18 protein-coding genes and 1 pseudogene are annotated in these 20102 nt (G+C 58.3%); 14 read left to right on the top strand and 5 right to left on the bottom strand.

Features of this window, described 5'->3' with window-relative positions:
• Positions 1-79: 79 nt before the first annotated feature.
• Positions 80-1774 carry a sigma-54-dependent Fis family transcriptional regulator gene (locus GH983_RS23370; RefSeq protein ID WP_236759409.1) on the bottom strand — a complete coding sequence of 565 codons (1695 nt, stop codon included), beginning with the start codon at positions 1772-1774 and terminating at the stop codon, positions 80-82.
• Between GH983_RS23370 and GH983_RS24430 the strand changes: the two genes are divergently transcribed.
• On the top strand, positions 1769-1999 hold the full coding sequence (locus tag GH983_RS24430; protein WP_236759410.1) for a hypothetical protein: 231 nt from the start codon (positions 1769-1771) through the stop codon (positions 1997-1999). The genes GH983_RS23370 and GH983_RS24430 overlap by 6 nt on opposite strands.
• 355 nt (positions 2000-2354) lie before the next feature.
• On the opposite strand, the gene GH983_RS23375 is transcribed toward GH983_RS24430, so the two are convergent.
• Positions 2355-3254 carry a LysR family transcriptional regulator gene (locus GH983_RS23375; RefSeq protein ID WP_069044147.1) on the bottom strand — a complete coding sequence of 300 codons (900 nt, stop codon included), beginning with the start codon at positions 3252-3254 and terminating at the stop codon, positions 2355-2357.
• A 281-nt stretch (positions 3255-3535) separates the two neighbouring features.
• On the opposite strand from GH983_RS23375, the gene GH983_RS23380 reads away from it, so the two are divergent.
• From GH983_RS23380 to GH983_RS23430, 10 genes are all read left to right on the top strand, one after another.
• Positions 3536-4312 (top strand): 5-oxoprolinase subunit PxpA, encoded by a 777-nt coding sequence (locus tag GH983_RS23380; protein WP_083229772.1) that lies wholly within the window; start codon positions 3536-3538, stop codon positions 4310-4312.
• A gap of 12 nt (positions 4313-4324) precedes the next feature.
• Positions 4325-4567, top strand: coding sequence for an acetyl-CoA carboxylase (locus GH983_RS23385; RefSeq protein WP_069044148.1), 243 nt, complete (start codon positions 4325-4327; stop codon positions 4565-4567).
• Entirely contained in the window at positions 4564-5946 is a 1383-nt protein-coding gene (locus GH983_RS23390) for an acetyl-CoA carboxylase biotin carboxylase subunit (protein WP_153763837.1), read from the top strand. Before GH983_RS23385 ends, GH983_RS23390 begins: the two co-directional genes overlap by 4 nt.
• On the top strand, positions 5946-6821 hold the full coding sequence (locus tag GH983_RS23395) for an allophanate hydrolase subunit 1 (protein ID WP_069044150.1): 876 nt from the start codon (positions 5946-5948) through the stop codon (positions 6819-6821). The genes GH983_RS23390 and GH983_RS23395 overlap by 1 nt, the downstream gene beginning before the upstream one ends.
• Positions 6811-7779, top strand: coding sequence for a biotin-dependent carboxyltransferase family protein (locus GH983_RS23400; RefSeq protein WP_069044151.1), 969 nt, complete (start codon positions 6811-6813; stop codon positions 7777-7779). The genes GH983_RS23395 and GH983_RS23400 overlap by 11 nt, the downstream gene beginning before the upstream one ends.
• Positions 7780-7807: 28 nt before the next feature.
• Positions 7808-8881: a TMAO reductase system periplasmic protein TorT gene (torT, locus tag GH983_RS23405; protein WP_153763838.1), complete on the top strand. Its 1074-nt coding sequence runs from the start codon at positions 7808-7810 to the stop codon at positions 8879-8881.
• Between the two features lie 74 nt (positions 8882-8955).
• On the top strand, positions 8956-10470 hold the full coding sequence (locus GH983_RS23410; RefSeq protein ID WP_153763839.1) for a sugar ABC transporter ATP-binding protein: 1515 nt from the start codon (positions 8956-8958) through the stop codon (positions 10468-10470).
• Positions 10467-11501, top strand: coding sequence for an ABC transporter permease (locus GH983_RS23415; protein ID WP_153763840.1), 1035 nt, complete (start codon positions 10467-10469; stop codon positions 11499-11501). The genes GH983_RS23410 and GH983_RS23415 overlap by 4 nt, the downstream gene beginning before the upstream one ends.
• A gap of 1005 nt (positions 11502-12506) precedes the next feature.
• Positions 12507-13232: a DUF6088 family protein gene (locus GH983_RS23425; protein WP_153763841.1), complete on the top strand. Its 726-nt coding sequence runs from the start codon at positions 12507-12509 to the stop codon at positions 13230-13232.
• 327 nt (positions 13233-13559) lie between these two features.
• Positions 13560-14192 carry a hypothetical protein gene (locus GH983_RS23430; protein WP_069044155.1) on the top strand — a complete coding sequence of 211 codons (633 nt, stop codon included), beginning with the start codon at positions 13560-13562 and terminating at the stop codon, positions 14190-14192.
• Between the two features lie 175 nt (positions 14193-14367).
• On the opposite strand, the gene GH983_RS24500 is transcribed toward GH983_RS23430, so the two are convergent.
• Positions 14368-14490, bottom strand: coding sequence for a hypothetical protein (locus tag GH983_RS24500; RefSeq protein WP_256367286.1), 123 nt, complete (start codon positions 14488-14490; stop codon positions 14368-14370).
• Between the two features lie 295 nt (positions 14491-14785).
• Between GH983_RS24500 and GH983_RS23435 the strand changes: the two genes are divergently transcribed.
• Complete coding sequence (locus GH983_RS23435; protein WP_069044156.1) at positions 14786-15712, top strand: ArdC family protein; 927 nt, start codon at positions 14786-14788, stop codon at positions 15710-15712.
• Between the two features lie 11 nt (positions 15713-15723).
• On the opposite strand, the gene GH983_RS23440 is transcribed toward GH983_RS23435, so the two are convergent.
• Both GH983_RS23440 and GH983_RS23445 read right to left on the bottom strand, forming a co-directional pair.
• Positions 15724-16959, bottom strand: coding sequence for a type II toxin-antitoxin system HipA family toxin (locus GH983_RS23440; RefSeq protein WP_069044157.1), 1236 nt, complete (start codon positions 16957-16959; stop codon positions 15724-15726).
• Positions 16952-17548: a helix-turn-helix domain-containing protein gene (locus tag GH983_RS23445; protein WP_069044158.1), complete on the bottom strand. Its 597-nt coding sequence runs from the start codon at positions 17546-17548 to the stop codon at positions 16952-16954. The genes GH983_RS23440 and GH983_RS23445 overlap by 8 nt, the downstream gene beginning before the upstream one ends.
• Before the next feature lie 525 nt (positions 17549-18073).
• Here GH983_RS23445 and GH983_RS24620 point away from each other — a divergent pair.
• Both GH983_RS24620 and GH983_RS23450 read left to right on the top strand, forming a co-directional pair.
• Positions 18074-18253: pseudogene (locus tag GH983_RS24620) on the top strand (DUF6538 domain-containing protein); the annotation flags it as partial.
• A gap of 93 nt (positions 18254-18346) precedes the next feature.
• On the top strand, positions 18347-19906 hold the full coding sequence (locus GH983_RS23450) for a hypothetical protein (RefSeq protein ID WP_153763842.1): 1560 nt from the start codon (positions 18347-18349) through the stop codon (positions 19904-19906).
• Positions 19907-20102 lie beyond the last annotated feature (196 nt).

Genomic DNA, 20102 nt, shown 5'->3' on the forward strand with positions numbered 1-20102 from the left:
CAGCGCTTTTAGAAACCACGCAGGTGGAGGGCGCCACAGGTGTGGCGCAACAGCTGTGGCCGGTGCCGCAGTGGCCTGTTTAGTGTGGGCGGTCTATGCCAAATCGCTTCATCCGACGATGAAGGGTCGTGCGATCGATGCCGAGACGGCGTGCGGCTTCCGAGACATTGCCCTTGCAGCCGATGAGTACGGCCCTGAGCTCCGCTTCCTGTCCATGTTTGTGACGGTCCGGAGCCGATCGGATTAATTGATCCGGCAGGTCCGTGACCTCGATCATGCCGTCGTCGCAAAGGGCTGCCGCAAAGGCTATGGCATTGTCGAGCTCGCGGATATTACCCGGCCAGCGATGGGCCAGAAGCAGCGTCCGGGCCACGCCGGAAAGCGTGAGGGGCCGGCCGCGCGTGCCGTGTTTATCGAGCATTCGTTCGAGTAGCCAGGGCAGGTCCTCGCGTTCGCACAGCCGTGGCAGCGCCAGGACGGCGGTGTTCAGCCGATAATAGAGATCTTCCCGAAAACCGCCCGATGAGACCATGTCGGCCAGCGCATGATGCGATGCGGAGAGGATGCGGAAGTCGATCTTGCGGGCGACCGAGCCGCCGACGGGCAAAACCTCGCCTTCGGCCAAGACCCTCAGCAAACGGCTCTGCGCCGCATAGGGCATGTCGCCGATCTCGTCGAGGAACAGCGTTCCGCCTTCGGCCTCCTCGATCAACCCCTTTCGCCCCTTGGCCAAGGCGCCGGTGAAGGCGCCCGGTACATAGCCGAAGAGCTCGCTTTCGATCAGCTGTTCTGGGATGGCGGCGCAGTTGACCGCCACGAAGCGGCCGGAAAGGCCGCTCACCTCATGAATGATGCGGGCGAGATATTCCTTGCCGGTTCCGGTCTCTCCCTGCAGCAGGATCGGCAGGCCGCTGGGGGCGAGCCTTGTTACCTTGCGCCGGAGGGTGTCGATCGAAGGCACGATGCCGCCGAGCCGGCTGAGAGCCGGCGGCCGGTCAGACGAATGGACAAGCGGCAGGCTCGCCGTACGCTGCTGCGGCTCGATGGCATGGGCAAAGAGCAGCGAGCCGTCGCGCACCGCGATCCGCCGGTCCTGAGGCAGGCTGGCGCGGGTGAGCGAAGCGAGTTCGTCGAGCCCGGCCTGGAAGAAGTGAGTGACCGGCTGTCCGATCAGAAGCTCGGGCGATCGCCAGTCGATCCCGGAAGATGTGGCCAGAAGTCGGGCGCCTCCGTGGGTCATGCCGGTGATCCGTCCCGCGCCGTCGACGGAGATCGCGGCTTCCGGGTCGACGTCGAGAAACTCCGGCGCCCCTGCAAAGCGCAGTACCAGATCGTGGCGGCTGTTTGCCATGAGATTGGCCAGTTCGATGCGCCGCACGGTCGATGAGACGAGATGGCGCGCCATATTCTGGCTTGTCTTGAGGATGGGTGAGCTCAGAAGCGAGATATCCAAGACGGCAGCCAGCGTCCCTTGCGTATCGTAGATCGGCGCGGCAGTGCACGAGAGCGGCGTGTGGGTAATGTCGAAATGATCGGTCTGATGGATGGTCAGGGCCTCGCCGGTCGCGAGGCAGGCACCCACTGCACAGGTGCCGGCGCGTGGCTCGGACCATTCCGAGCCAAGATAGAGCCCCGCCTTGCGCAAATTGTTGTTGAAGGACGGGTCGCCCAGAAATTCAACGGTAACACCCTGCCGGTCCGATAGCAGCAGCACATAGTTCTGCTCGGCAACCTGCCGGTAAAGCCGCTCCAGACCGGAGCGGGCGATATGCACAAGGTCTTCTGCCTGCTGGCGATGTTCGCGCAGCCGAGTCTGAGAGACGATGACCGCCTCGCGCGCCTGCGCAGGATCAAGCTGATAGGTTTCCAGGCAGCGGCGCCAGGATTCAATGACAATGGCGTCGCGACCCGTGTTGCTCCCTCGTCCAACCTGCTCGATTTCTTTTATGTGATCCGCAAAACCCATCAAATCACCGGCCTTCAAGGCCGCCTCCCGTGATCACAGATTGGTCGTAGACGCATCGGCTTTGCTGCCTTACGCTCACTGGAAATGTCGCCTGCATCTGGTGCGCCTTCGGCCCACAGAGACTGCGATGTTTCAACGCCAAGAGCAACCCTGGCCCTAACCTGATTTCCTTGGCAACGGAGAAGTCGCGGTTCTATTGCATGCCGCGACAGAGCCGCGGTCGCATCCCGTAGATCCCATTCTCAGACCTCTGGAGCGAATAGGGTTGTCTGGGGTCGAAAGAAATCACGCTTAGAGTGGGTGACGACGGGGGAGTCCGTGAGTTTCCCTTTGAAACCTTGACTGCCGGAGCGAAGGCTTTCATCGGGTCCGCCCATCGAACTTTTTGTCATTCAGGCACGTTGAACGAACGGCGGAAATAGCCTCTCACCGCATCCATCGCGGGGCTGAACTCCGCGTTCAGTTTCCAGGCGAGGCCCACATCCATCGACGGGATCGGATCGGTAAGCGAGATGGTTTCGATCCGTTTGCCTTCCAGCGACCAGGGGCGATGCACCATGTCCGACAGGATGGCCACGCCCTGGCCGTTTGCCACCAGCGAGCGCACGGCTTCGACCGAGGAAGTGCGCAAGGATATTTTCGGCAAATAGGGGGTCTGGCTCCAATATTTCATTGAACTATGTGAGGCCTCGTCCACTGTCAGCATGATATAGTCTTCCTCGGCCACCTCCTTTAGGCCGATCTGGTTTTCGCTGAGTAGCCGGTGGCGCGCCGGCACCCAAAGGCGACGTTGCGAACTCAAGAGCTTTTCGGCGACCAGCTCCGGGTTTAGGATGTTGGAGGTCAGCATCACCGCAATGTCGTAGCGATTGGCAAGCAGCCCTTCCTCAACCGATTCCCGGTTCATCTCGAATAGCTGGATCGACAGGTCGGGGAACCGACGTTTCATCCGCTCGATATGGAAGGGCAGAAAATAGCCGATGACGGTATAGGTCGCCGCGATGCTGAGCGTGCCGCTGACCTCTTCCGAAACAAGGCTGAGCTGCGTTGCCTCCTCAACCTTCTGCAGGATTTCATAGGCTTGGGACAGAAAGCGCCGACCGGCGCCGGTCAGGTCCATGCCATGCGGCGTGCGCTCAAAAAGAGCAGCGCCAATCGTTTCTTCCAGATCCTTGATCGCGGTTGTCACCGCCGATTGCGAGATCGCCAAGTTGACGGCGGCCTGGGACACCTGGCCCGCTTCTGCCGTTGCGACGAAGTAGCGAATTTGGCGAAGGCTGAGCGACATCACAGTTCCATTCTGTTTCGCGGATATCCTGTATCGGAAAACCAGATGAATATTCCAAAAAATTGAAATTATGCGCTGCGCAACCGAGACTGTCTCTCGCCAAATCCCTATTTTCGAGAGCTATTTGGCTTTGGAGCGCAATCGTGGCGCCATCTGAATTTTCGATATGATGCTTCTGAAAATAGAATTTTTCAAATGAATTAATTCTTCCTACCATCTTCTGACCAAAACAAAAGCACCGCTGTTATGTGCGTAAAAATCAGGCAAGGCAGGGACGAAACGTGGCACTCGAAGTCGTGGACATCAATTGCGATATGGGCGAAGCCTTTGGTCGCTGGCGCGTCGGGGATACGGACGACGATGTGCTGATGGGGCTGATCAGTTCCGCCAATATCGCGACGGGCTTTCATGCCGGTGACCCCAATCTGATGGACCATACGGTGCGCATCGCTGTCCAGCATGGGGTCGGGATCGGTGCGCATCCCGGCTATGACGATCTGCAGGGTTTCGGTCGTCGCAAGATCAATGGCACGGCCCGCGAACTGGTCAACGACATGGTCTATCAGGTCGGAGCCTTGCGCGAATTTGCCCGCCGTCACGGCGCGAGCCTCCAGCATGTGAAGCCACATGGCGCGCTCTACATGGAGATGGCGGTCAATCCCGAGTTGGCGCAGATCTTCGTCCAGTATATGCGCACCGTCGCACCCAATGCCTATGTGCTGTGCATGGCAGGGTCTGCCACAGAAAGGGCAGCGATCGAAGCGGGCCAGCCGGTCGTTCGCGAATTCTATGCCGACCGGGATTATGACGAGAGCGGATCGATAGTCTTTACTCGCGATGTCGGCCGCCCGGATGCTGCAGCGATCGCCCGCAAGGTGGTGCGGGCCTGCACGCATGGCACCGTCACGACGGTGACCGGCAAGGACATAGACATCCCCTTTGAAAGCATCTGCTTCCATTCCGACACGCTCGGCGCACTCGATATCGTCCGCCAGATGCGTGAGGCGCTGGTCGCGGAGGGCATTCGTATCGCGCCCCTGTCCGAAATCGTCAAGTAACCGGAGACAAAGATGAGCAAGCTCGAGATCAGATCGCCACTTCCCGGCACCTTCTACCGCAAGCCGGCTCCGGATGCCGCTGAGTTCATGGCCGATGGCGCAACCGTCGCCGTTGGCGACGTGATCGGCCTCATCGAGGTCATGAAGACCTTTCACGAGATCCGCGCCGAAGTTGCCGGTGCAGTCGTCGTCTTCATCGCCGAAGACAGTGAGCCGATCATGGCGGGCCAGGTGATTGCCGAGGTCGAGGCATGACCATCCGCTCGATCCTTATCGCCAACAGGGGCGAAATTGCGGTCAGGATCATCCGGGCCGCCAAGGCGCTTGGCATCCGCACCGTGCAGGTCTATTCCGCCGCCGACCGAGACATGTTGGCGGTTAAGATGGCTGATGCCTCGGTCGAGATCGGGCCGCCGTCTGCCGCCAAGTCCTATCTCAATATCGCTGCTGTGATGAAGGCGGCGGTCGATGCGGGCGTCGACGCGGTCCATCCGGGTTATGGCTTCCTGTCGGAAAACGCAGCCTTTGCGCAAGCGGTGGTGGATGCTGACCTCATTTTCATCGGGCCGAGTGCTGACGCCATCCGGTTGCTCGGCGACAAGGTCGAAGCCCGCAAGGTCGCGAAGACTGCCGGTGTGCCGACTGTTCCCGGATCGGATGGTCGCATCGAAGATCTCGACGCCGCCCGCGCTGTTGTCGCCGGGATCGGGTTTCCGGTGATGATCAAGGCGGCTGCTGGTGGTGGTGGTCGCGGCATCCGCATCGCCGAGACCATGGAGGATTTCGAACGCCATTTTCCGCAGGCTTCCGCAGAGGCGCTCGCTGCCTTTGGTGATGGCGGACTTTATGTCGAGAAGGTCATCACCCGCGCCCGCCATGTCGAGGTCCAGGTACTCGGTGACGGCGTGGATGCGGTCCACTGCTTCGAGCGCGAGTGCTCGCTGCAGCGTCGCCGGCAGAAGGTCTGGGAAGAGGCCCCCGCCTTTCGCCTGCCGGATGCCGTGCGTGCGAACCTCTGCGCCAGTGCGGTCGCGCTTGCCCGCGAGGTCAAGTATCGCGGCGCCGGCACGGTCGAGTATCTCTATGACGAGGCGAGCGGCGAATTCTATTTCATCGAGGTCAATACCCGTATCCAGGTCGAGCATCCGGTGACGGAAATGGTGACGGGCATCGATCTCGTCCAGGAAATGATCCGCATTGCAGGCGGCGCCAGGCTTTCTGTCCGTCAGGACGAGATCAAGGTCCAGGGACATGCCATCGAATGCCGCATCAATGCCGAGGACCCGGCGCGCGGCTTCCTGCCGGCACCTGGCACGATCGAGGCGCTGACGATCCCGGAAGGCGAGGGCATCCGTTTCGACACCATGCTCTATGCCGGCTACCAGGTGCCACCCTTCTATGACTCGCTGCTCGGCAAGCTGATTGTCTGGGGCGAAACGCGCGAAAGCTGCATTGTCCGCTTGAGCAGGGCGCTTCAGACCCTAGAGATCAAGGGGCTCGCCACGACGATCCCGTTGCACCAGGCGCTGGCCGCGGACCCCGCCGTTGCCTCTGGCGATGTCCACACCCGGTTCCTCGAACCCTGGCTGGACACCGCGTTCCAGACCGCTGTTCCACCAAAGGAGGTTGCGTGATGCCCATGCGATATACATTCGGCGGCGATGAACACCTGTTCGTCGAATGCTCGGACGAAATGTCCCTCGATGCCTTCTTCAATTCGATGTCGATGACCAGCGGCATCCGGCAGGCCGGCATCAAGGGCGTTACCGAAATCTGCCCGGCCAATGCATCCTTCCAGATCAAGTTCGATCCCGACGTCATTCATCCCAACGACATTTTGAAGGAAGTGCAGGCGATCGAGCTGGCGGCGGCCAAGGCCGAGCCGGTGATCTCCACCCGCATCGTCGAAATCCCGGTCTTCTATAACGATCCCTGGACCCATGAGACGTTGATGCGTTTCCGCGAGCGCCACCAGGATCCCGTAGGCACCGATCTCGACTATGCAGCCAGGATCAACAATTACGGCTCTGTCGACGATTTCATCAAGGCTCATGCCGGTTCACCCTGGTTCGTCTCCATGGTCGGCTTCGTATCCGGGCTGCCTTTCATGTATCAGATGGTCGAGCGCCAGCGGCAGATCGAAGTGCCGAAATACTTGCGCCCCCGCACAGATACCCCGCGCCTGACCATCGGTCATGGCGGCTGCTTCGGCTGTATTTATTCGGTGCGTGGTGCTGGCGGCTACCAGATGTTCGGCATCACGCCGATGCCGATCTACGACCCGACCCAGACGACGTCCTACCTGAAGGACTTTATGGTCTTCTTCCGCCCCGGCGACATCGTCAAGTTCAAGCCGGTGGATCGCGACGGCTATGACCAGGCGGTGGAAGACGTCGACAAGGGCCGCTTCTCCCCGCCCATCCGCGAGGTGAAGTTTGACCTCACCGAATTCAGCAAGGACATCGACGGCTACAACGCAAAGCTGGAGGGCATTCTCCATGGCCATTAAGGTTCTTCATCCGGGTCTTGCCACCTCCATCCAGGATCTCGGCCGCCCCGGCTATTTCCACCTCGGCATCCCGCTTGGCGGCGCCATGGATCGACTGGCGCTCAAGGCCGCCAATCTGCTTGTCGGCAATGACGAGGGAGCTGCCGGCCTCGAAGCCGTCTTCATCGGACCAAAGCTCGAGTTTGAAACGGATGTCATGGTCGCCGTCACCGGCGCCGAAATGCCGATCAAGGTCGATGGCGAGGAAAAGCCCGGCTGGACGGCCTTCAAGGTCAAGGCAGGCCAGGTGCTGACCTTCGACTACCTGAAAACCGGTGCCCGTATCTATATCGCCGTCTCCGGCGGTATCGACGTGCCGCTTGCACTTGGCTCCCGCTCGACCTATGCCATCGGCGCGCTCGGCGGCCTGAACGGGCGGCCGCTGGCTGCCGGCGACGATCTGCCCGTCGGGCAAGCGCGGGATGCCGTTGAAGGAAAGTCCATTCCGGAGGCCCTGCGGCGCAGGCCCGGAATGCCGGCTGAACTGCGCGTCCTGCCGGGTCTCTACTGGGATCGCATCACCGAAGAGGCCGGTCGCAACTTCTTCGAGGACACCTGGAAAGTGGCGCCGGAAGCCGACCGCATGGGCTACCGCTTCCGCGGTGGTCGCAAGCTTGATTTCGTCGATCGCACGCCGCCCTTCGGCGCAGGCTCCGACCCCTCGAACATCGTCGACAGCTGCTATCCCTATGGCTCTATCCAGGTGCCGGGCGGAACAGAGCCCATCATCCTCCACCGCGATGCCGTCTCCGGCGGCGGCTATTTCATGCTCGGCACGGTGATTTCCGCCGACATGGATCTGATCGGCCAGTTGCAACCACACACACCCACCCGCTTCGTCAAGGTCGACATGGAAACCGCCCTGACGGCGCGCAAGGACCGCACCGCGCTGATCGACCAGATCCGCGCATTCTTCTGATCATCAATAACCAATAAGGGGAACGATCATGACGCATAAACTCGCATTGACACTGGCAAGCTCGCTGCTTGCGCTGTCCATCGCCAGCCCGAGCTTTGCCGATAGCTGGTATCCCTATCCGGCCCAGGCCATGGAACCGCCCTTTGCCGCCGATGCCAAGCCCGTCGGCGTCGAATACACGCCGCTGGAAAAGGCTGAGAAGTCCTGGAATATCTGCGTTTCCTTCCCGCACATGAAGGATGCCTACTGGCTCGGCGTCGATTATGGTGTCGCCGAACAGGCCAAGGACCTCGGCGTCAAGATGAACCTCGTCGAGGCCGGCGGCTACACCGAGCTCAACAAGCAGATCAGCCAGATCGAAGACTGCGTCGCCGGTGGTGCTGAGGCCGTGGTTATCGGTGCCATCTCGTTTGACGGATTGAACAACCTCATCGGCGAGATCAAGAAGAAGAACATTCCGGTGATCGACGTGATCAACGGCATGTCATCTCCGGATATCACGGCGAAGTCGCTCGTCTCCTTCTACACCATGGGCTACGAGACCGGCGCCTATCTCGCCAAGAAACACCCGGCGGGTTCGGAAGAGGTCAAGGTCGGCTGGTTCCCTGGTCCGGCCGGTGCCGGCTGGGTGGAGGCCGCCAATAGCGGTTTCCTTGATGCCATCAAGGGCTCCGCCGTCAAGGCACTGGAGCCGAAATATGGTGATACCGGCAAGGAACTGCAGCTGAAGCTGGTCGAAGACATGCTGCAGGCTGAGCCGGATGTCCGCTATGTCGCCGGCACTGCGGTGACTGCAGAAGCCGCCCAGGGCCTCATCCGAGAACGTGGCCTGCAGGGCAAGGTCGATCTGCTCGCCTTCTACATGACGCCCGGCGTCTATGAAGGCATCAAGCGCGGCTTTATCCTCGCAGCCCCTGCCGATTCCATGGTCATCCAGGGTCGCATCGCCATCGACCAGGCGGTTCGTGCGCTCGAAGGCAAGGAGCTGGTCAAGCATGTCGGTCCGAAGATCTTCGTCGTCGATCCGGACAACATTGCAACCGTGCCGCAGACCAACATTCTGCCGCCGGATGGCTTTGCACCGGTCTTTTCGGTCAACTGATACCTCCCCCCGAGGCAACCCCGGCGCGCGAATGCGCCGTGGGTATTTATTTGAGCGTTGAGGAACCAGTGCGGATGACCGTGACCGAAACTCTTGTGCAAATGTCGGGCATCGCCAAGGTCTATCCGGGCGTGCGTGCGCTCGACGGTGTCGACTTCGATCTAAGATCGGGGGAGGTGCATGTCTTGTTCGGGGAAAACGGCGCGGGCAAGTCGACGCTGATCTCGATCCTCGCCGGTGTAACTCCCCAAAGCGAAGGCCGGCTGGTCATCGATGGTAAGGAACGGCATTTCCAGTCGGTGGTTGATGCGCGCCGGGCCGGCATCGGCGCCGTGTTCCAGGAGTTTTCGCTTGTCCCGACCATGAGCGTGGCCGAGAACATCTTTCTCGGACAGGAGCCCCGCCGCTTTGGCCTCGTCGACCGCAGCCGGATGAACCGCGAGGCGAAGGCGCTCTTTGTCCGGCTGGGCTTTGATATCGACATTCGCCGCTCGGTCATCTCCCTGTCGCGCGCCGAGCAGCAGATGGTCGAGATCGCCAAGGCCCTGCACCAGGACGCACGGATCCTGATCCTCGACGAGCCGACCGCCTCCCTGACAGAGCGCGAGACGGAAAGACTCTTCGAATTCATCGGCAATGCGAAGGCGGCAGGCGTTGGCATTGTCTACATTTCGCACCGGATCCAGGAGTTCAAGGCAATCGCCGACCGTATCACGGTGCTGAGGGACGGACGTCTGATCGGCACCATTACCGGACACGAGCTGACGGAAACCCGACTGGTCGAGATGATGACCGGACGCCGTATGGAGGAGACCTATCCGCAGATCATCCGCAATCCTGCCCCGCACCCGATCATGACTGTCCGCGGCTTGAGGGCCTGGGGTGTTGCCGGCGTCGATATCGATATTCACCGTGGCGAAGTGCTGGGCGTTGCAGGGCTCGTCGGATCGGGCAAATCGCGCAGCTTCCGCGCCCTGATGGGTCTCCTGCCGGTTCAGGCAGGTTCCGTTACACTGAACGGCGTGAGCTGCACCGGGGCCACCACCCGCCACATGATGCAGCATGGTGTCTTCTTTCTGCCTTCCGACCGCAAGGAGGAGGGACTGGTGCTTGGCGCCAGTGCCCGCGCCAATATTGCGCTCTCGGTCATCGATCATAAGGACAGCCGGTCCGGGCTCGGTTTCCTGTCGACACGCGCCATGAACAGGCAGACCAGCGCAATCGGCGCAAGGGTTGACCTCACCGAGGCCTTTCTCGAGCGCGGAACCGCAAAACTATCCGGCGGCAACCAGCAGAAAATCCTATTCGGCAAGAGCTTCGGCCAGGACTTCGACATCTACATCTTCGACGAACCGACGGTTGGGGTCGATGTCGGCACGCGCGCGGCGCTCTACAGGATCATCAAGTCCATCGCCGAGGCCGGAAAGGCAGTCGTCGTCATCTCCTCCGATCTGCCGGAGGTTATGCATCTCTCCCATCGCCTCATTGTCTTCAGCCATGGCCGCATCGCCGCTGAATTCGAACGCGAGGGCATACAGGAACAGGCGGTCCTTGCGGCCTTCTTTGATCAGGAAAGACAACGGGCATGACCAGCGTAGACACTTCACCCGCAGCACAGGCCTCTCAGGGCAGGGCATTTGGCGCCATCATCAAGACGGTCTTCATCAAGCTCGGCGTGCTGCCATTTTTCCTGCTCGGCGCGCTCGTTCTCTTCACCTTGACGTCAAAACAGTTCCTGACGCTCGACAATCTCACCAATGTCGCCCGACAATCGGTTTTTCTGGTTCTGGTTTCGCTCGGACAGATGCTGGTGCTGGTCACCGGCGGCTTCGATCTCGCCGTCGGCACAGCGATTGCGCTGACGTCTGTGGTCTCCGCGCTTGCGATGGTCTACTTCGCCGCCCAGTTTCCCGAACTGATCTGGTTGGCGATCCTGCTCGGCATGTCTGCGGGCTTCCTGGCAGCCCTCGCCCTTGGCGCGCTGAACGGAGTTGGCATTGCCCAGTTCGGTGTCTCTCCCTTCATCATGACGCTGGGCGTGCAATCGGTCGGCGCGGGCTTTGCGCTCTTCCTGACCGGTGGCGTGCCGATCGGCAACCTTCCCCACGAGTTCGGCAATATCTTCGGCTTCGGTCGCCTGTTCGGGGTGCCGGTGCCCGTCCTAGTGGCAATTGTCGCGATTATTGCCATGTGGATCCTGATGAACCGGACCCGCACCGGTGCCCGCATCTATGCCGTCGGCGGCAACATCAAGGCCGCCAATCTGTCGGGGATCGACACCAAAAAGACCTTGTTCATCGCCTATCTCATTTGTGCCTTCCTGGCCTCGGTCGCCGGTATCCTGCTCACGGCACGGGTCGAGAGCGGCGAAACCAATCTCGGCGGCTCGATCGCGCTTGAATCGATTGCCGCCTGCGTCATCGCCGGCGTGTCGCTGCGCGGCGGGATCGGCCGTGTCGAAAGCGTCGTGCTGGGTGCCTTCTTCATTGTGCTGGTGCAAAACGGCATGAACCTTATGCAGATCGGCTCCTACATGCAGATGGTCCTGCTCGGCTCGCTTCTCATTCTGGCCGTGGTCATCGACCAGTTTCGTTACCGCATGCTGGTCGGGGGGCGTTGACTGGCCTCTCATCCGCTGAAAAGACAATAGGCTGTTCAGGGGCATGGAGAGAGGCAAATGAAAGAAGGGCTCGGGTAGCTCGGGGACCACCGTTGCAGTAGCTGCCTAGCTTGATGACGCTCAGGCTCGCACAGCCAACTGCCGTTTGGGGTCAAGCTATTTTAGGTGCCGATTTGCAGCACGACGAGCCGCTTGCGGTGCCTGTGTTGTAGACAAAAAAATTCGTTACTCCGATCATTGGCATGCGTTGCTGGCGAATAGAATCTGATCATCAGTCACTTCAAGGATGCCGCGTTTCGACCCGTGCTTGCCGTGAATGTAGAACAGAAGAGAGAGAATAATTCGGGCGCGTGCTGAGGGCCAGATCCACACAATTCAATCAACAAGACAAAAGTGTCTTCAGTGGATTTGATCTTCTACAAAGAAAATCCAATGTCTAAACATTCTTATCGATGCATCTAAAGGCAGAGTGGTCGGTCTAGGGGTCTACTATAGCATAGGGAGACAGGATCGGCCTGTGTTTCGAACCGGTAAATTCTTCCGAGCGACATCGAAGAGCAACGCGGCCGTGTTCACAAACCCACATGTGTGCCCATGTTGGCATCTTCATTTCTGGAGCAAGCAAGGTGAGCCGATTGACGATCGACATAATTGTTCAATAGCATCAAAGCTTCGGGCTCGCGGATTTGCAGGGCAAAACAACCAAGCCGTATGCACTTGACGCCTCGTTCCCGGTGACATCGATGGAGAACGAGCCTGGGTGGAGTTGAAGACATTGATGAACACGCAGGTCAATGACGGGCTTCCAGCAAAACTATCGATTAAAACCGTAGTTGAGATCCTGATGAGGAGATTACCGAGGGTAACGCTTGAGACCTGCACTTTCACCGCAGAGACGGAATCGAAGCTAAATTCGCTTATCTGCTTCACACATGTGCAATGTAGTGCCTTCCAGGCACGCCGCTACGTCTCGACTCCGCTCTATCCGCCCTTACGAGTTCCTGGATGATCGACCTTTCAAATACCTGCAAGCCTCGACAAGATGAAACAGCAGGCGTTGCAGAGCACATCCTCACGCGAATCCAAGAGGCCGCCCCATCTGGCGTGTGGTCACGGACCGACTTTCTGGATTTCGGCAGCTCATACGCAGTGGAAAAAGCTCTGCAACGCCTGGTGCAGCGAGGGAAAATCCGCAGGCCTTTGCGTGGCCTTTATGACCGGCCCACAAAAGACCCCAACACCGGAAGGTGGAAAAACCCTTCCATTCTTTCCTTTGTTGATGCGATTGCTAGACGTGATCGCCTGACGGTTTTGGTCGACGGAATGACGGCGGCGCATGCACTGGGGCTCATCCCTACGAGACCTTTTTCGACGGTTATATACGCAAGGATCCGTCCTCGGCTTGTCACGATAGACGCCAGCATCGACCAAAAGGGCAGTCACGTGCCGACTATTTACAGGCTGGATTTTAAGAGATTTTCTGAGAGGACGCCTGTATTCTGGGCGGGTCGACCTTCCATGCTTTTGATCCAGGCATTTCATCTGATGCGCGATCGGGATCAGGATCTTAATGCCGTTGCGGAAAAGGTCGTTGAAACCATGCGGATGAACGGGAATGGACATGCGGTAGCGATGGATCTCCGGTTGAACACGGCCGCGCTGGACACCTGGATGAAGCCCTTCATCCTCAAGATCGCAGACGCACTGCATCAGCCGGAGGACGCACGATAAAGCAGCATCAGCTGACCTCTCCCTTCTTCAGTCATCAAAGGCGAAGGGTCGAATGATTGCTTATGGAAAAGACATGCCAGAAACGCGATGCTGGCTCCGGTCGAGTTTGCGCAGCAGCAGAAATTCTAACCCGATGAATCTCAAAAAATCGGGGCTGTCCGGACGGTCAACTGCTCAGTTTCCTTGTGGACCAGAAGCGAAGCAAACAAAGCCATGGGTAAATGCATTCCCTTTGGACCTTCGTCACTTATCTGTCGTGGCAGAAGTCGAATTCGGTCTGTCTTAGACCGTTACCTAACGGCTTTCTGGGCAAACAGGCACTGAAACATGAGAGCAATTGAAGTAGAGGATCGCTGTTTTAAGATTGAGACAGCCTTCGGCAACAATCCTGAAGAGCCTAAGATTCTGGAATTTTCTGTCGAGTTGCGCCAAGATGGGGCCGCTCATGACATAGTTTGCCCTGCCATCCTGGGATATCTCGGCGGTTTTGTGGTGCGGGCAGGGTATCTCCCTCAAGGCGATGATAATTGGTACTTTGACATCTTCGATATGCGCAGCGGTCACGCAATGGAGGCATTTCATATTCTGGCGGATGAAAGGTCTCTGTTGCGCAGAGCTTTGGGGCGAAGGGGAGTATTGGATGAATGCACCTGCGTTGCCCATTTGGAGCAGATATCCGTTCATCCATCGCTTTACGGTCATGGGGTCGAGCTGCGTTTGATCCGCGAGGCGCAGCGTGTGCTCGCTCGTCCTGGGCTGCTTGCGGTCATGAAGGCCCACCCACAAGGTGCCTCCATATCGGACGTCGACTGTGCTCGACTCGCGGCTCACTATCAGTCGGATCACCAGCTTGGCTTCATTGCCATATCGCAGCAGAGATATCCCGGGTGGTTGGCTGCAATCTGGAACCGACCCTTAGGCGAGCCAGCTGATGAAACAGTGTTGCATCGGTTGACCTGACGCGCAGACGCCTATTGAGGTTGCCGGTCGGGCTAGATCGCTTTGATTTGCTGTGCGGGTATAAGTCGTTGCTCGGAGTTCTGTCGTTGTGTCGAGCGCCTTCCAGCGTGTCGTGCATCCATTTGTCATCCGCCTCTTCCCCCGGCCCCCGACCGACCCATCGTGCCAACGCGTTTCAGGTCGCCTCGGCAATCAGGAACTCGACAGGATCGCCTGCGGTCATACTTCCTGCCGCACAGCGCTCGAGATCAAGGCCTGAGGGTGGCGTCAGTTCGGAGGAGTGAGATGCCGGTCTCATGCGCTGCAGTCGAGCGAGAATGTATAATGTCCGCACGCAAAGGTTTGACTCCAGGATGATATGTCCGCGGATCCGTCGATGTGGGACATTGGCGACCTGGTCGTTCGTTTCGCTAAGTGCCACACCATGGCTGCCTTCTTCAGGCTGTCCTGACAGTTCCTCCCATCCCATGCAACGGTTTGCACCGTCTTTTCGCTTCGCCCGCCCCTTCGGGGTGCATGGGCTGTTTTGGCCTGTCTCTCCGGACGCCATCAGGCCGCGATGGTCGTGGTCTCAAATGCGAAAGGAGACGATCATGTCCAAATCATCTTCACCCAAATTCGATATCCATCAGGAAATCACCAACCGCATCGTTGATGCTCTCGAAAACGCTGGCGAATTCCAGCTACCCTGGATCGCCAGCAAAGCGGCAAGCTTGGCTCGTCCCGTCAATGTCGCATCGCGCAAGCCCTATCACGGCGTGAATATCTTGAGCCTCTGGGTGTCTGCCCAGGCATCTCACTATCCCTCGAATGTCTGGGGCACGTACCGACAGTGGCAAGATGCCGGTTGCCAGGTGCGCAAGGGTGAAGGATCCTCACTTGTCGTCTTCTACAAGACATTCGATGTCGAAGAGATCAATGACCATACCGGTCAGGCCGAACAAGCCGAACGCATGGTTGCGCGTGCCAGCTGGGTCTTCAATGCCGGCCAAGTGGATGGCTTCCCTCTTGATCAGGCAGATATCCCGGACCAGCCCTTGTTCGATCCTATCGCTCAGGCCGAAGCCTTCGTGAAAGCAACAGGTGCTGTTATCGAGGAAGGGGGCGACAAAGCTTGCTATGTCCCATCAGCTGACATCATCCGCATACCGGAGCGTCGCCGCTTCACCGGTACCGCTACCACGACTGCCAGCGAAGGCTTTTACAGCACGCTATGCCATGAGCTCACCCACTGGTCAGGTGCGAAAACCCGGCTTTCTCGCGATCTGTCCACCCGATTTGGTACTGAGGCCTATGCCATGGAAGAACTCGTCGCCGAACTGGGTGCAGCCTTCCTGTGCGGCGATCTTGGCTTGGCGCTTGAGCCGCGTCTCGATCATGCCCAATACATCAAGAACTGGTTGACCGTGCTGAAGTCCGACAAGAAGGCGGTCTTCACCGCAGCTTCGAAAGCCTCTGAGGCCAGCAACTGGCTGATCTCGCTGGCTTCTAATCATCGAGACAAAGAGGGTGCGGCTTAGGCCGCATCCTTTCACTCTTTACCGGTGACAACAGGCAACGTCGTAAGATACTTGTCGATGGTTTCGACAACATTCTTATGCATTGGGAGGTTGGTCCTTTCGCTCCCCCATCGCTCCATGAATAGGGCGACGGTTTCCTGAGCCGTGTCGAGCACAAGCTTCTTGGGAAGGTTGGCTTTCGCGGATAGATGCGCCAGCTCGTCTGTTGTAAACCCGCTGAACTCCTTTGTCCGGCTGAAAGTCAGCGCGGATTTGTCATTTGCGATATACGTGATCGTCGACACAAAGTCATAGGCCGGAGCGAGGCGGGCGCTGCGACGGTCTGGATAAATGAGCGACCAGTTTTTTAGGTGCATGTCGCCATTGCCGATCAGAACATTAAATGTAAGGCGGCGAATGAACTCGGCCACATCATCTGGACCGGATTCCGAGGCGATCACTGATATCACATTGCGGTAACTGGCCTTCTTGTACTTATTCTCAGGGTAGACATTAAAGACCTGCGCGAAATCCTCGATATGCGTCGCACTGCCATCCTCATTGCGATCGAAGCGTTCGATGACGAAGGCCTGTTGCCCGATCGTCTCAATCCCGTCCGGCAAATTTCCGATCGATCGCACATCGATCAGTCCGATCGCTGGCACGTTGATCCCGACCATCCTGGCAAGGCTCATCATCGAGAACTCGTTTTCCGGGACGTTGGCAAACTCGCGCGAGGGGAGTTTGACGATCCGATTGCCGCCGATGCCGCTTGTCGGAATGGTCAGGCCGCCGCTGGCACTTTGTACCGCCGAGAATTTGAGCTGCACACCCGCCAATGAAAACCGCATGGCATCTTCCGCAGCTTCTTTCGCTGCTTCGCCTTCCAAGACGTTGTGCGCTTCGTCCGGCCATTCTTCGCCGTCCGCGGGGTTGATGGTGATCGCGCCGGGCAGGTCCTGCCCGAGCACCCATAGGAGGAAGAACTCCCGATCAATATGGATATCAGCCTTCTCGGCCAGGTATCGGCGCAGATGCCCCTCCGGCAGGAGGTTCGAGAAGTATGGCATCAGCTTGATCTTGTATGGTCGAAAATCCGTGATCAGGTCGCCGAGGCTATCCTTAAACTGCAGGCCGAGGGTCGGTCTTTTTGGGTTCTCGACATAGGCATCGTTGAACGCAAAAAGCGTCTTTTCGGCTCCGACATAAGTGATAGTGCCGATTTCTTTGCCATAGAGGCGCACACTCAAGACGGATACATCAGGCATCGTCATCCTCCTCATCTAGCGAGTAGGCTGGACGGTTTGCATTCCGTTGTTCGCTCGTCGGCCCGAAATGAGCGATTTGGTTGCGGAGCGCCTTCATGCCGTTAGCTGCATCGAAGATGCCGTTCCACTGCTCTGTGATATTGGCGCGTTCAATGGTGCGCCGAAGAGAGCGGAGATTGTCCAAGAACCGCGTATCGACCTGCAGGCGCTGGATGGACGCTAGGGCTTTGCGCAGATCCTGCAGTTCTGGAAGTGCCGGCGCTTCGATCTGAAGTGTGCGGATTGCCTTTTGCAATCGCTGCATTTCCTTGTCGATTGCTGTTGATTGGATCACATTACGATCCGTCGTTTGGCGCATGATTGACTTGATCGCAGGCACCGCTTTGCGCGGGACCAGTGCGATCTCCAAGTCAAGCGCGTTGGCAATCGCGACGAGGCTCGACAGGCGTAAATCTACGTTATTGGTTTCGATCCGTGAAATCTGTGCTTGCGGAACGCCAGCCAAGCGGCTCAGTTCGCGTTGACTGAGCTGTTTGGCTTCTCTGGCTTCGCGTAGGCGGTCCGCGATTTCTTCGGTTTCATATCTCATTGATGTTTATTTCTGCATCGTAATCGATTTTTGATATCGTTTTCAATATCAAAAATTGTGTCGTATGGCAATCGATATCGAAAGAGACATCGAATTGCTTTTTTGATGTTTATTTCGACATCAAAAATGATGCGTTGTAAATTCCTTCTCACCCGTATCTGGGCACGATACCCAGAACTTCAGGTGCTATCCTCCGATACGAAGCCGCATCGATTAAGGTTGGCTTGGTAACTGCAAAACTAGCCTTCAAGCTGGGTAACTCTCTCAGACATCTGGGAGGCTGTCAGCATTTGGGTCCAAATGCCCAGAGGCAGGGTCCACACCGATCGGTTGCCGTTATCAATCCCGCAAGATCTCACCCTATGCGCCTTACCATTCGAGCCCGATACTGACGGCGGCCCTGCATTCGACGAGCCCAGCATTTGACGCGCCAAACAATCTACTAGCCGGGACCTCAACCCATCTCGCCAAGCGTGGATCACGCGGCATCGTGAACGTAAGCAACCCGCAGGCCGATGGAGCCCGATGTCAGAAAACCGTCCAGGCCGCTATCTTACGCAAACATCTTCCTCCTACATGTTTCAAATCAGGCTTCCGTCTACGCTTGACCCGCAACGGCCGCTCATCCGGATTAGTCTTCGAACACGCAGGCTTGCAGAGGCGCGTTGGCTGACTGACACCTTGGCCGTCAGAGCGCGACTGCTCTTCAATGCGGCGATCTCACAAGCCTTACGCACTGGTAAGAGCCCTCTGGCGACGCCTGGAGCAGAGTCATCGCTGGTAGGCATTGAAGCCAGTATGCGCATCGCGGCTGCCATCAAAAATCGCCTGAAGGATGATCTGGCGCTCATCGCGGCCGGCCAACCGCTTGCTGCGCGCGACACAGGTGAAAAGCCTCTTCCGTTGCTACAGCCTGATCTTGAGGAAAGGATCAAACTTGCAGCCCAGCTGGCGGTTGACGCGTTCTTGATGGAAGCGGCTGAGCGCGTCAGGCAGAAGGCCGAGCGCAAATTGGCAGAGGTTTACCCGCCAAATCTGCGGAGGAAGCTCTGCCAATCTGGTGCTGCAACCCCAGTCCCCCCAGACAATTCTGCTAAGCGACTACCGGGGAAGAAGAGGGGGGCCGCATTCAATCGAGACGGGTATCTGCTGTCGCCGCCGGATCCTGACGGGCTGCTTGGCGATACAGTTCCGGCCTATCTGCAGGATAGGAGGGCGGTCTTACGCAAGAGGTCGAAGCTGCCAAGGTTCAGCATTATCGCTGCCGACTATCTGAAACTTCGCGCCATGGTCACGCCTGGCAATATGAAGGATGTCCAAAGTGCAAGTTCGAGAATTTCGGTCTTTCTGGACCTGATCGGCGACCATCCGGTCGACCGCTACGAGGCCGCCGATCTGCAGGCCTTTATTCTCCTGATGGCCGACTGGCCAGCCAGAGCGAGCCTTAGAAAGCGAGGCTCGGCCAGGGAGGTGATTGACGAGGCAAGGCGGCTTGGTCATCAGCCTTTGGCTGAAAAATCAGTCAAGGACGGCTATGTGGCAGCCGTCCGAGCAGCAATGCGATCGGGGATGACGTCCCATTCGTATCGGGATCCTTTCCATGATGTGTCCGTACGCTATCCATCAAGTCTCGCGCCATCGCGACAGACCGCATCACTCAATGCAAAACAGCTGACGACCCTGTTCCGCATCGGCACTGACTCGGGCCACTTGGATGCAGCCATGCTGCCGCTATTAGCGCATCTGACAGGGAGGCGGCTTTCGGCTCTGATCTATCTCAGAGGGATCGATATCGTTGAAAAATTCGACAATGTCTGGGTCGTGCAACCGACGAGCCTCGTTGAAATCGAGGGGCGGGCGCGTCGGGTTCCCTTGAAGACCAAAGCGAGCTTAAGCTTTTTCGTGCTGCACGAGTTTTTCCATCGTATCGGTTTCATTGACTGGGCCTTGAGCCGCAGCCATCAGTTTCTGTTCCCGGATCTGATGCGCCTTGCCGATCCTTCCAAGAGCGCCTCTCAATATATGCAGCGCCTGTTCAAGAAGGCGGGGATTGCGCCCGGCTGCGGCGAGGTCTTTCATTCTCTGCGTGCTCAATACATCGATGATTTGCGTGATCATCAGGTTAGTCTGCGAGCAGGCAGGATCCAGGTTGGCCATTCGGTCGGGGCTGACGTCAACGCACATTACGGCTTGAAGTCACTTAACGAGGCATCAGCGGTGGCTCTTGCCCGTCTGCAGATGAGATCCGATGTGGACTACTCGGTGTTCGAGGCGCTCGATTTCAGGCGGATGGTCCGGAACCGTCGTAGCAAAGGGGTGCGTGGCTATTTGCAGGGGGCCGGGGAGCAAGGTGACTAGGATTCTGATCAGTTCAGTTTCGGTGTAAACCAGATCACCGCAACTGCTCCATCTCCCCGATTCATCAAAGCCCGGAGGCAAAACCGTTGACGCACTTCTGCTGGACGTGCGCACGTGGTGCGGTACCCATTGTCCCTAATGATGGCCAGCTTGTTAGTGTCCGGCACCAAGCCGTCGAAAGATGGTCTTAAATCGT

It is taken from the genome of Agrobacterium sp. MA01 (assembly GCF_009650195.1).
GTDB lineage: Bacteria > Pseudomonadota > Alphaproteobacteria > Rhizobiales > Rhizobiaceae > Allorhizobium.

Coding starts and splice junctions, on each gene's coding strand:
- GH983_RS23450 (WP_153763842.1), top strand. CDS start 18,347: ATGCGCATCGCGGCTGCCATCAAAAATCGCCTGAAGGATGATCTGGCG.
- GH983_RS23375 (WP_069044147.1), bottom strand. CDS start 3,254: ATGTCGCTCAGCCTTCGCCAAATTCGCTACTTCGTCGCAACGGCAGAA.
- GH983_RS23435 (WP_069044156.1), top strand. CDS start 14,786: ATGTCCAAATCATCTTCACCCAAATTCGATATCCATCAGGAAATCACC.
- GH983_RS24430 (WP_236759410.1), top strand. CDS start 1,769: ATGCACAAGGTCTTCTGCCTGCTGGCGATGTTCGCGCAGCCGAGTCTG.
- GH983_RS23400 (WP_069044151.1), top strand. CDS start 6,811: ATGGCCATTAAGGTTCTTCATCCGGGTCTTGCCACCTCCATCCAGGAT.
- GH983_RS23390 (WP_153763837.1), top strand. CDS start 4,564: ATGACCATCCGCTCGATCCTTATCGCCAACAGGGGCGAAATTGCGGTC.
- GH983_RS24500 (WP_256367286.1), bottom strand. CDS start 14,490: ATGAGACCGGCATCTCACTCCTCCGAACTGACGCCACCCTCAGGCCTT.
- GH983_RS23385 (WP_069044148.1), top strand. CDS start 4,325: ATGAGCAAGCTCGAGATCAGATCGCCACTTCCCGGCACCTTCTACCGC.
- GH983_RS23425 (WP_153763841.1), top strand. CDS start 12,507: ATGATCGACCTTTCAAATACCTGCAAGCCTCGACAAGATGAAACAGCA.
- GH983_RS23430 (WP_069044155.1), top strand. CDS start 13,560: ATGAGAGCAATTGAAGTAGAGGATCGCTGTTTTAAGATTGAGACAGCC.
- torT (WP_153763838.1), top strand. CDS start 7,808: ATGACGCATAAACTCGCATTGACACTGGCAAGCTCGCTGCTTGCGCTG.
- GH983_RS23395 (WP_069044150.1), top strand. CDS start 5,946: ATGCCCATGCGATATACATTCGGCGGCGATGAACACCTGTTCGTCGAA.
- GH983_RS23410 (WP_153763839.1), top strand. CDS start 8,956: ATGACCGTGACCGAAACTCTTGTGCAAATGTCGGGCATCGCCAAGGTC.
- GH983_RS23415 (WP_153763840.1), top strand. CDS start 10,467: ATGACCAGCGTAGACACTTCACCCGCAGCACAGGCCTCTCAGGGCAGG.
- GH983_RS23445 (WP_069044158.1), bottom strand. CDS start 17,548: ATGAGATATGAAACCGAAGAAATCGCGGACCGCCTACGCGAAGCCAGA.
- GH983_RS23440 (WP_069044157.1), bottom strand. CDS start 16,959: ATGCCTGATGTATCCGTCTTGAGTGTGCGCCTCTATGGCAAAGAAATC.